A 14,791-nucleotide genomic window follows, 5' to 3' on the forward strand; every position below is an offset into this window, starting at 1 on the left:
CGCACACGATCGAGGTGACGGCGTCGTCGAGTGACGGCTCGACGTCGAGCCAGAGCTTCACGATCAGCGTGACGGATGAGAACGAGACGGCGATCTCGGCGATCAGCGACAGCAACGGCTCGGCCGACCTGGTGTCGGAAGATGCCGCGATCGGCACGGCGGTCGGTGTGACGGCTTTGGCGAGCGACGCCGACGTCACCGACACGGTGACCTACTCGCTCAGCTCCAACCCGGGCGGGTTCTTTGCGATCGACGCCAACACCGGCGTGATCACGGTCGCCAATGCGCTCGACTATGAGGGGGCTGCCGATCACACGATCGAGGTGACCGCCACGTCCAGTGACGGCTCGACCTCGACGCACAGCTTCACCATCGATGTCGGTGATGTGAACGACAACGCGGCGAGCTTCACCTCGGGCACGAGTGCGTCTGCGGCGGAAGATTCCGCCGAGACCGATGTGCTCTACACGGCGACCGCAAGCGATGCGGACACCACCGGTGAGGCGCTGACCTACAGCCTGACCGACGATGCGGGCGGTCTGTTTACGATCGACGCCAATACCGGTGAAGTGACGCTGGCCAGTGGCCAGACGCTCGACTACGAGACGGCGACCAGCCACGACATCACGATTGAGGTCTCCGACGGCACCAACACGTCATCGCAGACGGTGACGGTCAATGTGACCGACGTGAACGAGGCGCCGACCAATATCACCTACACCGCGGATGCGCCGAGCGTCAGCAATCTCATCGTCAACGGCTCGTTCGAAGACAATGAGGTCGTCGGCAGCGGCGGCAATTACACCTACACCAGCACGGTCGACGGCTGGTCGTCTCCGACGCAGATGGAACTGCAGGAAGATGGCGTGGGCGGCCATGTCGCAAGCGACGGCGATCAATGGCTCGAACTGGACGTCGACAGCGAGGTGGACTCCGTCTACCAGGACGTGACGACCGAAGCGGGCAAAGTCTACGAACTGAGCCTCGATCTAGCCCATCGCAGCACGACGACATCGGCATCGAGCACGATTGAGATCTACTGGAACGGCGTTCTGGTTGACTCCGTCGATCCCGCGACGACCGATTTCACGACCTACACCTACAACGTGACCGGAACGGGCGGGTCGGATCGCCTCGAGTTCCGCGAAACGGCGGAAGACACCAACAACGAAGGCGCGCTGATCGACAACGTTCAGCTTGTCGACGTGACGGTGGGGTCGGCAGCGGGTTCGGACCCCGACAGCGGCGACACGCTGACCTATTCGCTGGTCGATGATGCCGGTGGCGCCTTTGCGATCGATGCCTCGAGCGGGCAGATCTACATCACCGACCGGACGCTCGTTGATTACGAATCCGCCCCGACGATGGATGTCACGGTGCGCGTCACCGATGGCTTCGGTCTCACGCATGACGAGACGATCACGATCGACGTTCCGGACTACAACGACGCCACGGAAATTACGTCCGATGGCGGCGGCGACAGCGCAAGCGTCTCGGTCTCTGAGAACAGTTCGACCGTGACGACTGTCGCGGCAAGCGATGAGGATGCCGGCGACACGATCACCTATTCGATCGTTGGCGGCGCCGATGGCGGGATGTTCTCAATTGACTCCGCAACCGGTGAACTGACGTTCAATTCTGCGCCCGACTATGAGGCGGCCGGGGATTCCGGCGCCGACAACGTCTACGAAGTGCGGGTGCAGGCGTCCGACGGTGTGTCTTCGGATGTCCAGACGATCAACGTCACGGTGGATGATGTTGCCGAACACCAAATCCTGACGTCCGGGGATGACAGCTACACGGAAGCCGGCATTGCCGAGCTTTCGGTCGACGGCGGAACCGGCAACGACACCATCGTCGGCGGGTCCGGCAATGACTCGCTCGTCGGCGGCGACGAAGCCGAGTCATCCGGTGCGGTTGAAATCAATCTCGATGGCGCGACCGATCAGTATGTGACGGCGACCAATATTACCGACTTCCCGTCGTCTCGAATCTCCTTCGAGATGCGCTTCACGGCCGACGCCGACGCAACCAGCGGCAACGACGTGGCGCTCGTCTCGTATAATACCTCTTCCGGCGACAACGAGTTCACGGTCATCGCCAAGCCGGGTGGCTATATCGAAGTCCTCGTCGACAATGTTTCCCATGTGACGACGGTCAGCTCCGCCGATCTGATCGACGGGAGCCAGCATACGCTGTCGGTCACCTGGGACAGCAGTACCGGTGCTCTCAAGGTCTACGTCGATGGCACCCTGGACTATTCTGGCACGGTCGCGCAGGGCCACACGATGTCGTCCGGCGGCACGCTGATCATCGGCCAGGAACAGGATTCTCTGGGTGGTGGTTTCAACTCCGCCCAGATCTTCGCCGGCACGGTCGATGAGGTTCGCCTCTATAACGACGTGCGCACCAGCAGCGAAATCTCCGACAACTACGACAGCGAACTTGCTGATCCCACCAGCGACCATCACCTCGTTTCGAACTGGCAGTTCAATGAGGCATCCGGTTCGACGATTTCCGACCTCGCCGGCAGCAACGACTTTACCATGGTCAATGGTGCAGCGCTCGAGACCGGCGGCGGCGACTCGCTCGTCGGTGGCGCAGGGAATGACACGTTGGTCGGCGGGAGCGGTGCGGACACCCTGTCGGGCGGTGACGACAATGACGTCCTGCTCGGCGGCGCGGGGTCGGACTCGCTCGTCGGCGGCGCCGGCGACGACAGCCTAGACGGCGGTGAAGGCAACGACACGTTCGTGATCGAGTCGGGCGCCGACACCATCGTCGGTGGCGAAGGCTTCGACACGCTCGAATTTTCGGGGTCGAACGCCGTCGAAATCGACCTTTCGGCCGGGACGGTCACTGGTACCGGTGTGACCGGCACGACGTTCTCGGATATCGAGGCAGCCTCCGGCGGCAGCGGCAACGACACCATCACCGGTTCGTTCAACGACGAGACGCTGAGCGGCAACGACGGTTCCGACGTCCTCTACGGCGGTTCGGGCGATGATGTGCTCGACGGTGGTGCCGGCGATGACCGGTTGGTCGGCGGTGCCGGCGATGACACCATCTCCGGCGGCGATGGGACCTACGACGTCGCGGTGTTCACCGGCAACAAAGCCAACTACACGATCACCTGGAACAGCTCGACCCAGACCTACACGGTCTCCGGTCCGGACGGCACTGACACTGTCGACACGACGGTCGAATACCTGGCATTCGACGATCAGACAGTTGCGATCGATGATTTCGGCAACGTGACGACCCCGTCGTCGGGCGGCATCAACGGATCCTACAACGGCGGCACGTCCTCTGAAAACCTGGTCGGCTCGTCGAACAGCGATGTCCTGTACGGCAACGCCGGCAATGACACCATCGATGGCGGTGGCGGCGACGATTTCATCTATGGCGGCAATGACAACGACAGCCTCCTCGGTGGCGACGGCGACGACTACATCTCCGGCGGCGGCGGCGGGGACACGCTCGACGGTGGCGCCGGGTCGGACACGGTCTATTACGGCTACACCAATACCGGCCTGACGATCGATCTTTCGGCCAGCAAGGCCTATGTGACCAGTACGCCGTCGACCTATGAAACGATCACGAACTTTGAAAATGCCATCGGCGGCAACTACAATGACGTTCTGGTCGGTACGACCGATGCCAACGTGCTCGACGGCGGCGCGGGCAACGACTCGCTGTCCGGTGGCGATGGTGATGACACGCTGATCGGTGGGTCCGGGTCCGATACGCTTTCGGGCGGTACGGGGACGGATACGGCGGACTATTCGTCCTCGACCAGCGGTATCGCTCTGTCGCTCGGTGCGACGGACGGAACGGGCGTCGGCGGCGTTTACACCAACCGCAGCGCCGGCGGTTACGCGGGCGATGCCAATGGCGACGTCTTCTCGAGCATCGAGAACGTCATTGCCACCGAATACAACGACACCATCGGTGGCGGCACCTCGGCCGGTACCTACCAACTCGGCGAAGGCAACGACGTCTTCGACACCAACAGCACGTCGACCGCAGCCGATACGGTCTATACCGGCAGCGGCAACGACTCCGTCTGGGCCGGCGCCGGCAACGACGTGATTTATGGCGAAGAGGGCAATGATAACCTCGCCGGTGAAACCGGCAACGACACGATCTATGGCGGCTCCGGCAACGACTGGTTGGATGGCGGGTCGGGTAACGATCTGCTGGACGGCGGTTCCGGCAACGACGAACTCGTCGGCGGCGACGGAGACGACCTCGTCAGCGGCGGCAGCGGCGACGATACGCTGAGACTTAACTCTGGCGCTGATACCCTTGACGGCGGCGAAGGTCACGACGTGCTTGATCTGTGGACCAGTTCGACCAACGTCAATCTCGCGACCGGTATGGTCACCAGTGGCGAGGGCGACGGCACGACGGTCTCCGGTTTCGAGGAAGTCTGGGGTGGCACCGGCAACGACACCATTACCGGTTCGAGCGGTGATGAAACGCTGTACGGCTATGACGGCAACGACTCGATCTACGGCGGCGCCGGCGACGACTCGCTGGAAGGTGAAAACGGCGACGACACCATCGAAGGTGGCACGGGCAACGACACGATTCTCGGCGGCAGTGGGACCGATACGGTCGTCTACAGCGGCAATCGCTCGGATTATACGGTGACCTATGATGGTGGGGCAGGAACCTACACGGTCATCGACAACCGCGCCGGTGGTGGAGACGGCACCGACACCGTCTACGACGACGTCGAGAATATCTCGTTCGCCGACGAAACCCTGGCGATCTCGGATGCGGCCGGCGTTGCGCCCGCAAGCCCGGCCTATGTCGAGGACAACCCGGACTACGACGAACTCGGCAGCGCGGGCGCTCAGTCGACCTGGGGCACCTTCGACGCTGACACCCTCTACGGCGGTGCCGACAACGACACACTCGGTGGCTACGAGGGCAACGATGTTCTCTACGGCGGTTCGGGCGATGACTGGCATTTCGCAGCCGAAGGCAACGACACCGTCTATGCGGGCTCCGGCAACGACCTTGTCTATGCCCATACCGGCGATGACCTCGTTACCGGTGACGGCGGCAACGACAGTCTTTACGGCGATGACGGCAATGACGAGATCCACGGCGGTTCAGGTCTCGACCTGATCTATGGCGGTATTGGCGACGACACCATGCGTGGCGGTACCGGCGATGACACCTTGTACGGCGAAAGCGGCAATGACGTTTTCATGTTCCAGGAAGGCGACGGCCACGATGCGGTCACCGGCGGTGCCGGCGGAAGCTGGATCGACACCATCGACCTCAGCGTCGGCGGCGATCTCGGCACGCTCGGCACCGACTGGACGGTGACGATTACTGTCGGCACGATCGACGCACAGGATGCCTCGTCCATGACCCTGTCCGACGACGCCCAGGGCTACATCACGCTGCAGGACGGCTCGCAGATCGATTTTGTCGAGATGGAACGCATCGAGTGGTGAAGGGAGGGCGAAGAAGAGCCCGCGACCTGACCGCTCTCTGAAGCGAAACGAAGGGGCGATCCGAAAGGGTCGCCTTTTCTTTTGTCGATGTTCGCGCGGCAGAAGAGTCTTCAACAATTGCGATCCGGGGCGCCTCGGGGCAAACTCACTGGATGATCGATCCTTCCGACCGCGAGTTTCTCAAAGCCCTGTTCGATGTTGCCGTGTCCGCCGCCGATCCGGCGCGGGTGCTGGCCGCTCATCTGCCCGACAAACCGAAGGGCCGCACCATTGTCATCGGCGCCGGCAAGGCGTCGGCTGCCATGGGGCGCGCGCTCGAAGAGGCCTGGGACGGCCCGCTCGAAGGTCTCGTGGTGACCCGTTACGGCCATGCGGCGCCGTGCGAGCAGATCGAGATCGTCGAGGCTTCGCACCCGGTCCCCGATGCGGCTGGCGAACAGGCGGCTGGACGTATCCTTCAGACGGTTCAGGGGCTTGGCCCGGACGATCTGGTGATTGCGCTGATATCCGGCGGCGGTTCGGCCCTGCTCAGCCTGCCGGCGCCGGGACTGACGCTTGCCGACAAGCAGGCGGTCAACAAGGCGCTGCTCGCCTGCGGCGCGACCATCGACGAGATGAACTGCCTGCGAAAACACCTCTCGGCGGTGAAAGGCGGACGATTGGCGGCGGCCGCTGCGCCCGCCCGCGTCGTCACCATGATCATCTCCGACGTGCCGGGCGACGATCCGGCGGTGATTGCGTCTGGCCCGACCGTGCCGGATCCGACCAGCGCAGCGGATGCCCGTGCGATCCTCGAACGCTATCGCCTCGATGTGCCGCAAGTGGTGCGCGACTGGCTCGCCGATCCGGCCTGCGAGACGCCGAAGCCGGGCGATGCCGTGTTCGACGGCAATGACGTGCGCATGATCGCGACGCCGATGATGGCACTCCAGGCCGCTGCCGCCTTTGCACGCGAACAGGGCGTGACGCCGCTCATTCTCGGCGATGCGCTCGAGGGCGAGGCGCGCGAGGTCGGTATCGTGCACGCCGGCATCGCCGAATGCGTCCGCGGTCATGGCCAGCCGATTGCCGTGCCTGCCGTGCTCCTGTCGGGCGGCGAGACGACGGTCACGGTGCGGGCCAAGGGCAAGGGCGGCCGCAACACCGAGTTTCTGCTCTCGCTGGCGCGGTCGCTGCGCGAGGTGCACGGGATTTCGGCGGTTGCCGGCGACACCGACGGCATCGACGGGTCTGAAGATAACGCCGGCGCCTTTGCCGACGGCTCCACCTTCGCCCGGCTCGCCGCGCAGGGGCTCAGCCTCGATACCTTTCTCGATGGCAATGACGCCTACTCCGCCTTCGAGGCCCTCGGTGACCTGCTGGTCACCGGCCCGACGCTGACCAATGTCAACGACTTCCGCGCCATCCTGATCCGCTGAGGCGAGGGCACAGCAAACCCGCGCCGAGCGTGGATTTGCTGCGCTGCATCACAACCAATCCGGCGGGGCCGGTTCCCTTTGCGCCGGCCAGCCACTATTTATGGCCGTAATCCGAACCGCCGTCCGGCGGCCACCAAGCTCCAAACCAAGGACCGAGAATGATCGATCTCTACACCTGGACCACGCCGAACGGCCGCAAGGCCTCGATCGCGCTCGAAGAGCTGGAACTGCCCTACACGGTCCACCCGATCAACATCATGGCCGACGAGCAGTTCGCGCCGGATTTCCTGAAAATCAGCCCCAACAACAAGATCCCGGCGATCGTCGATCGCGAGACCGGCATCGAGATGATGGAATCGGGCGCGATCCTCATCTACCTCGCCGAAAAGACCGGACGGCTGATGCCGAGCGACCAGAAGGGCCGCTTCAAGGTCATGGAATGGCTGATGTGGCAGATGGGCGGCTTCGGACCGATCCTCGGCCAGGCGCATCACTTCCTCGAATTCAATCCGGGCAAGGCGCCCTATGCGGAGGAGCGCTTCTCCAAGGAGGCCGAACGTCTCTACGGCGTGCTCGACCGCCAGCTTGCCGACAATGAATTCGTCGCCGGCGATTTCTCCATCGCCGATATCGCCATCTGGCCGTGGGCGACGCGCTTCGACTGGCAGCGCATCGAGATCGAGGATTTCCCGAACGTGATGCGTTGGTACATTGCGATGGCCGAACGTCCCGCCGTGCAGCGCGGCTATCACGTGCCGAAGAAGATGCCGGAAATCCCGATGCCGTAACCGGCACGGGAACGGAAACAACGCGAGCCAGACCGAAGGAGACATATATGCGCGCCGTCGTGCTCGAAAACGATTTCGGTCTCGCCAACCTTGCGATCGCCGAACGCGAGACGCCACGTCCGGGGCCGGATCAGGTGCTGGTCAAGGTCGGCGCCGTCTCGCTCAACTATCGCGACGTGCTGCTGATCGAGGGCGTCTACAATCCGCGCCAGAAGCTGCCGGTCGTGCCGGTCTCGGATATGGCGGGCGTCGTCGAGGCGGTCGGCGAGAACGTCACCCGCTTCCGGCCGGGCGACCGGGTGCTAAACGTCTTCATGGAGAAATGGCCGGCCGGCCAGCCGTCGTCGCAGTCGCTCTCGGCCGCGCGTGGCGGTCCAGGCGGCGATGGCGTGCTCGCCGACTATGTGGCGTTCGACGAGGACGCGCTTCTGCCGATCCCCGCGCATCTCAATTTCTCCGAAGCCGCGACCTTGCCTTGCGCCGGGCTGACGGCCTGGGCGGCGGTTGCCGAGCATGGCGATATCCGCCCCGGCTCGACCGTGGTGGTCGAGGGCACCGGCGGCGTCGCGCTGTTCGCGCTGCAATTCGCCAAGCTCGCCGGCGCTCGCGTCATGGTGCTGTCGTCATCCGACCAGAAACTCGAATGGATCCAGGATCTAGGTGCCGACGAAGTTGTGAACTACGCCGAGACGCCGGACTGGTGGCGCACGGTGCGCGAGCGGCTCGACCCTGAAGGCGCCGACCTGGTGATCGAACTGGGCGGTGCGCAGACGCTGGAAAACGCGCTGCGCGCTGTGCGTCCCGGCGGTGTGGTGTCGCTGATTGGCGTGTTGTCGGGCGCGCATGCGCCGCTCAACCTGCCGCTCGTCGTCATGCGCCAGGTCCGCCTGCTCGGCATCACCTGCGGCTCGCGCGCCGACATGGTCCGCATGATGGCCGCCGTCGAGCAGCACGGGATGAGGCCCTGGGTGCACGAAACGCTGCCGTTCGAGCGCTATGTCGATGCCTTCGAACTGCTGAAGAGCGGCAGCCATGTCGGCAAGGTTGCGATTCAGGTGAATGACCTGTGATATCAAGAGCATTGCAAATGCTGCTTGATATTCCATTCGCAGATTTCTCAAGCTATTGGAGCATTTGAGAAATCTGCGAGTGTCCGACGATCGGATGCGTGAGCATCTTCGATCGTCCAGAAGTTCCCTATTCCTTCGTGGTGAAGGTGGCGATGCCGCCCCAATCGCCGGGCGGCGGGGTTGCCTCAAGCGCGTCGATACGCGTGCCCATGAACGCCGCATAGCCGGCGAGCGGCAGCAATTCGTTGCCCGCGATCTCGCCGAGCGCTGTCCGCGCGTGCGCCCAATCCTGTGCCCGATAGGCGGCGAGGAAGGCGGATTGGCTCTCGGCAAGCGCGGCGAAACCCGCGCTTTCGCGCATCTCTTCGTCGCCTGCGAGCGCATAGAGCGTGACGGCTTCGGTCTTGCCCTTGGCGCGGATGCGGTCGAGTTCCAGCCAGGCGAAACCGGGCGCCTCCGCCACCGTGTCGTCGCCGGCGATCGTCGTCACGCCATAGGTCTTGGTCAGGTCTTCGAGCCGCGAGGCGATGTTCACCGTGTCGCCGATAGCGGAATAGTCGAAACGCTGCTCCGAGCCGAGATTGCCGACACAGCACGGGCCGCTGTTAAGGCCGATACCGACGGTGATCGGGTCGCCCGCGCGCCGGGTGTTCAAAGCGGCGAGCTCATCGCGCATGACAAGCGCGGCGCGGCAGGCATGGACGGCGTGGTCGGCATCGTCCATCGGCGCGTTCCAGAACGCCATCACCGCATCGCCCATATATTTGTCGATGGTGCCGCGGTTCGACAGGATGACGTCCGTCATCGGCGTCAGGAAGCCGTTGATGATCGCGGTCAGCGCCTCGGCATCGAGCCCTTCGGCGAGCGTGGTGAATCCGCGGATGTCGCAGAACAGCACCGTCAGCGGGCGGATCTCACCGCCGAGCACCAGCCGTGCGGGATCGTCGGCCAGTTCATCGACCAGATCCGGCGCAAGGTAGCGGCTGAACGCGGTTCGGATGCGTCGCCGCGCTCTTTGTTCGGAAAAGGTGACGATGCCGGTGCCGGCAAACAGCGCGGCGAGCGTCGTGCCGATCGGGAAGGCCGGGTCGACCAGCACGCCTGAGCGCGAAAAGGCGAGCCAGCTCGCCGCGCCGAAAGTGGCAACGCCGAGCAGCGCGAGCGGTAGCGCGAAACGTACTGGCGCCGCGGCGACGAGGATGGCGGCGAGCAATGCGCCGAGTACCGCCGCGACGGTTTCCAGCCCGTCGGCCCAGTCCGGCCGCACAAGGCGGGAACCGGCGAGAATGTGCTCAATGGCCTGCGCGTGCACCTCGACACCGGCGGCAGCGGCATTGAGCGGCGTTGCACGAAGGTCGAGCAGGCCCGCTGCGCTGGTGCCGATCAGGATGATGCGGCCGGCGATCTCGGAGGCTGGGACTTTGCCCTCGAGCAGTTTCCAGGCCGGCAGGAACCGCTCGCTTCGAAATGCGCCGTAGTGCACCACGATTGCTCCGCTGCGGTCGGTGGGAACGTCGATGGCGCCAATACGTATCGCGTTCATCCCGCTTGCCGCGCCAAAGGCGGTCTCGCCGCTGGCGTTCGAGGCGCGAAGGACATAGGTCGACGCGCCCTGCGCCACCCGGAGCGTTTCGGCGACCAGCGTCGGAACGTAGTGGTCGCCCTGTCGCAGCACGAGAGGGACCCGCCGAACGACCTGATCACGGTCGGGGATCCAGTTGACCGCGCCAAGTCCGCGCGCGGCGTCACCAAGGATCGCAAGCGGCACGACCGCATGGCCGAAGTTCGGCACAAACGGCGCGGGATCGTCGCCGGCAATCGCGAAGCCGGCGGTCTGGCGCGGTGCTGTCGTGCTGCCGCTGTTGGCAAGGACGACCGCGAGAACGGCAGGCGCGGAACCCAGCGTCTGTGCCAGCCTCTTGTCGTTGGTGTCCTCCGGGTCGAGTACCGCATCGAGCGCGCGCCGGGCCGGGCTGTCGGGCAGCGTGGCGAGGATTTCCTCAGGCGAAGACCGGTCGGGCTCGGAAAAGACGAAGTCGAACGCGATAGCCGCGGCGCCCGCCGCCGTCAGTCGTTCGACCAGTTCGGCCACCTGGGTTCGCGGCCACGGCCATTGCCCGAGCCTGGAGAGCGACTCCTCGTCGATGTCGACGATGCGCACTGGCGCGTCGGGCGACCACTGGCGCGGCGAAAGTCGCTGGTAGCCGTCGAAGACATCATTGGCGATGCCGCGCACAACCTCCGGCTGGGTCACCTTCAGGCCGACGGCCAGAAACGCGATGAGCGCGGCTGCGGCAAACGCGAGCAGGGTTGTCGGCGTGGGGAGGAAAGGCCGCATCCCGCGCCTGTCGGTACCGACCTAGAACCGCGCCTGGATGCGCGCGGTCACGGCGTGGTTGTCGAAGTCGCGCGTCGGGTCGTTCGAGTTCTGGTGCTCGAAGCGGTAGTCGACGCGGATATCGACATTCTCGGCGATCAGGTCATGCAGCACCGCCGTCGCGCCGGGCGCGAAATAGGTGTCCTCGCGATCCGGTCCGGCAAAGAAGGCCGGCGTCTTGTACCAGCGCTGCGCGAAGGTCACGGTCGGCCCGGCATAGAGCCAGTCGGTGAACGGCACGGTGTAGGCAAGCGTTGCGCCGGCCTCGACATAGCGCCCCGGCTCCAGTGTCGAAACGAGCAGCACGCCCGGGCGGACGTCGATGTCGCTCCAGCGCAGCTTCGGGCTGAGCACCAGCGCGTCGCCCTCGGCGATCACGCTGTCGGCGGCGAAGCGCCCGCGCAGATCGATGATGAACCCGTCGTCGGACACCCAGCGGCTGGTGTAGTCGCGCCACACCGTGCGAAGTTCGACCGACTGCAGCGCGCCGCCATAGCGGCCTTCCAGCGTGAACGAGGCGCCGACCTCGCCGTAGAAGCCGTCGCCGTCGAGCACCGAATAGCCGCCGACCAGCGCCGGCCGCAAGACGACGACATTGCCGAGCGGGACGAGCGGGCCGATGCCGGCCGAAAGAACCGCCTGGTTGAGCTGGTTGGTGTCGCCATAAAGGCGGCCGTACAGACCGGCTTCCGTACGCCAGCGCATCGAACCGAGCCGGCGCTCGTCGCGCACCGAGACGGCGGCAAAGGCGCTTCCGTCCTCATCCTCGAAGGGCGAGGGGAACTGGCGCGCATTGCTGTCGTAGCCGAACCCGAACTCGGCGAAGAATTGCGTCGTCTCGGGCTCGATCAGCCGGCGCACGCGCACCAGAGCGGCGGAAGCTTCCGGGTGATCGGGATCGGCGGCGAGCACACGCTCATAAGCGGCCAGCGCCTTGCGGTATTCGCCGCGGTCTTCGGCACGCTGGGCGTAGGCGAGATTGACCGCCGGATCGTCCGGCGTGGCAAGCACCTGCGAAAAGAACGGATCGACCCCGCCGCCGGCGGCGACGGCGCTGCCGGCCCCGAATGTGAGCGCGGCGAGCGAAACGGCAATCGCGGCCGCCGATGCGGTCAGGACCGATGTCATCCTTGCCAAACCCTGTTGTCGGGCCTCGGTTTGGGCGGGTTCAAACAATCGCTGCCCGCTTCCGACGCCGCAAAGTGTCGTAATTCTGTCGGCCCGAAGGTATCAGACGGGGCCCTTCACGCAACGCATTGCCGCCATTTTTTTCCCCTTGTGTCCTTTTCATCGCGCCTGTCGTTGAAATCACACCTTTGCCCCGGGCAGGTGTGTACAAGTTTTCTAAGGGCGGGCGATTTCCTTGCCTTCGCCGATGCTCTAGGATCGCGGCGAAACCGGATCGGAGCGAAAAAAGGCATGCGACGGGAGCACGGCATGAAACGATCATGGTCCTTGAAAGTGGTTGGGGCGGCGCTCGCGGGCACGCTGCTGGCCACCGGCGTGTCGTATACGGCAAGCGCGGCCGACCGGGTCGGCGTCGCCGCTGCCGTGCGCAAGGACGTCTCCGGCCAACTCGGCGGTGCGCCGCGCGCGCTCGCCTCCGGCGACTCGGTGTTTCGCAACGAACGGGTCAGCACCGGCGTCGACAGCTCCGCGCAGCTGATGTTCCTCGACGAGACGAACCTGTCCATTGGCCCGTCGTCGCAGGTGGTCCTCGACCGCTTCGTCTACAATCCCGACGGCACCGTCAGCGATCTTGGCCTCAACGCCACCAAGGGCGCCTTCCGTTTCATTTCCGGCTCGTCGCGGCCGCAGAACTACAACATCAACACGCCGGTCGCGACGATCGGCGTGCGCGGCACCATCCTCGACATCATCGTGGAAGCAAGCCGCGCGATCGTCATTCTCGTCGAAGGTGCGAGCGACGTGTGCGTTGGCGGTTCCTGCACCGGCCTCGTCAAACCCGGCAGCTATGTCACCGTTCATGCTGGCGGCCGGGTCGAGGGCCCGCGCACCTGGGACGGGTCGCTGCGCCGGATTCTCGGCCGCACGTCCTTCCCGCTCTATGGCAACCGTCTCGACGGCGATCTGACCGATCCGGTGGCGCCCGATGACAATCGCTCGATTGTCGACGAGGTCGAGGCGCGTCACCACTACGATTTCTACCGGAACTATTTCGACTATCCGCAGCGCTATCGCACGCGCTGACGCATGCTCCCGCGCGGCGCGGCCCGGCGACCGCCTCGTTTGGGGCCGGTCGAAAGGCGCGCTGCTCACCATGAATAACCGACAGCCGGGACGATAAAACGCCCGCAGCGAGAACCGGAGGACACAACATGACCGCAGCGATTGTCGGCTGGGCCCATTCGAAATTCGGCCGCCTCAGCGACGAGACCGTCGAAAGCCTGATCGTTTCCGCCGCCACCGAGGCGGTGCGCGATGCCGGGCTCGAGCCGGGCGATATCGACGAGATCGTGCTTGGTCATTTCAACGCCGGTTTCAGTGCTCAGGACTTCACTGCAAGCCTCGTTCTGCAGGCCGACCCGGCGTTCCGCTTCAAGCCGGCGCTGCGTGTCGAGAACGCCTGCGCGACCGGCTCGGCGGCCGTTCATCAGGGCATCACCACGATCCGCGCCGGCAAGGCCCGCTTCGTGCTCGTCGTCGGCGTCGAGCAGATGACGACGACGCCGGGACCGGAAATCGGCAAGAACCTTCTGAAGGCGTCCTATCTGCCTGAAGACGGCGACACGCCCGCCGGCTTTGCCGGTGTGTTTGGCAAGATCGCCCATCTCTATTTCCAGAAATACGGCGACCAGAGCGAAGCGCTCGCCCGCATCGCGGCCAAGAACCACAAGAACGGCGTCAACAATCCGTACGCCCAGATGCAGAAGGACCTCGGCTTCGACTTCTGCTTCGCCGAGTCGGAAAAGAACCCCTTCGTCGCCGGGCCGCTGAAGCGCACCGACTGCTCGCTGGTGTCGGATGGCGCCGCGGCGCTGGTGCTGACCGATCCGACGACGGCGCTCGGCATGAAGAAAGCGGTGGCCTTCCGCGCCGCCGCCCATGTGCAGGACTACCTGCCGATGTCGAAGCGCGACATCCTGAAATATGACGGCTGCAATGTCGCCTGGGCGAAGGCGCTGGCGGGCGCCGGCGTCACCCTCGACGACCTTTCCTTCGTCGAGACCCACGACTGCTTCACGATCGCCGAACTGATCGAATACGAGGCGATGGGCCTTGCACCGGAAGGCGAGGGCGCCCGCGCGATCCTCGAAGGCTGGACCGAGATGGACGGCAAGCTGCCGATCAACCCGTCGGGCGGCCTGAAGTCGAAGGGCCATCCGATCGGCGCGACCGGCGTTTCCATGCATGTGCTGACCGCCATGCAGCTGACCGGCACCGCCGGCGGCATGCAGGTCAAGGATGCGAGCCTCGGCGGCATCTTCAACATGGGTGGCGCCGCGGTCGCAAACTATGTGTCGATCCTGCAGCCGATGAAGTAACGCGGCAGAGCCGAAAAGTTCGCGGCGGGGACTGGTGTGATCCGGTCCCCGTTGTCGTTTGGCGTGAACCGCACCTTGAAAAGCTCCGGTCCTCACCGCACATCTCCGCAGATGGTGCCGGCGTATTGCGATGCAATCGCGCTGGCGCCGCCATTCAC

Annotated in this window: 7 protein-coding genes; 6 read left to right on the top strand and 1 reads right to left on the bottom strand. The window is 64.8% G+C overall.

Annotated features, from left to right (window positions below; genetic code table 11):
* The 4 genes from C0606_15180 to C0606_15195 form a co-directional block, all read left to right on the top strand.
* Positions 1 to 5,474, top strand: a 5,474-nt coding sequence (locus C0606_15180) for a hypothetical protein (protein ID PLX36063.1), incomplete at its 5' end; no start/stop codon positions are given.
* Positions 5,475 to 5,626: 152 nt separating this feature from the next.
* Positions 5,627 to 6,892: a glycerate kinase gene (locus tag C0606_15185; GenBank protein PLX36064.1), complete on the top strand. Its 1,266-nt coding sequence runs from the start codon at positions 5,627 to 5,629 to the stop codon at positions 6,890 to 6,892.
* Between the two features lie 158 nt (positions 6,893 to 7,050).
* Positions 7,051 to 7,680 (top strand): glutathione S-transferase, encoded by a 630-nt coding sequence (locus tag C0606_15190; GenBank protein PLX36065.1) that lies wholly within the window; start codon positions 7,051 to 7,053, stop codon positions 7,678 to 7,680.
* 47 nt (positions 7,681 to 7,727) lie between these two features.
* Entirely contained in the window at positions 7,728 to 8,750 is a 1,023-nt protein-coding gene (locus C0606_15195) for an NAD(P)-dependent alcohol dehydrogenase (protein PLX36066.1), read from the top strand.
* A 127-nt stretch (positions 8,751 to 8,877) separates the two neighbouring features.
* Here C0606_15195 and C0606_15200 read toward each other — a convergent pair whose 3' ends face one another.
* On the bottom strand, positions 8,878 to 11,088 hold the full coding sequence (locus tag C0606_15200) for an adenylate/guanylate cyclase domain-containing protein (protein ID PLX36067.1): 2,211 nt from the start codon (positions 11,086 to 11,088) through the stop codon (positions 8,878 to 8,880).
* Between the two features lie 93 nt (positions 11,089 to 11,181).
* On the opposite strand from C0606_15200, the gene C0606_15205 reads away from it, so the two are divergent.
* Together C0606_15205 and C0606_15210 are read left to right on the top strand one after the other, a co-directional pair.
* Positions 11,182 to 13,338 (top strand): hypothetical protein, encoded by a 2,157-nt coding sequence (locus tag C0606_15205; GenBank protein ID PLX36068.1) that lies wholly within the window; start codon positions 11,182 to 11,184, stop codon positions 13,336 to 13,338.
* A 128-nt stretch (positions 13,339 to 13,466) separates the two neighbouring features.
* On the top strand, positions 13,467 to 14,633 hold the full coding sequence (locus tag C0606_15210) for an acetyl-CoA acetyltransferase (GenBank protein PLX36069.1): 1,167 nt from the start codon (positions 13,467 to 13,469) through the stop codon (positions 14,631 to 14,633).
* Positions 14,634 to 14,791: the final 158 nt, after the last annotated feature.

The organism is Hyphomicrobiales bacterium (assembly GCA_002869065.1).
Classification (GTDB): Bacteria; Pseudomonadota; Alphaproteobacteria; order Rhizobiales; family Rhodobiaceae; genus Rhodobium.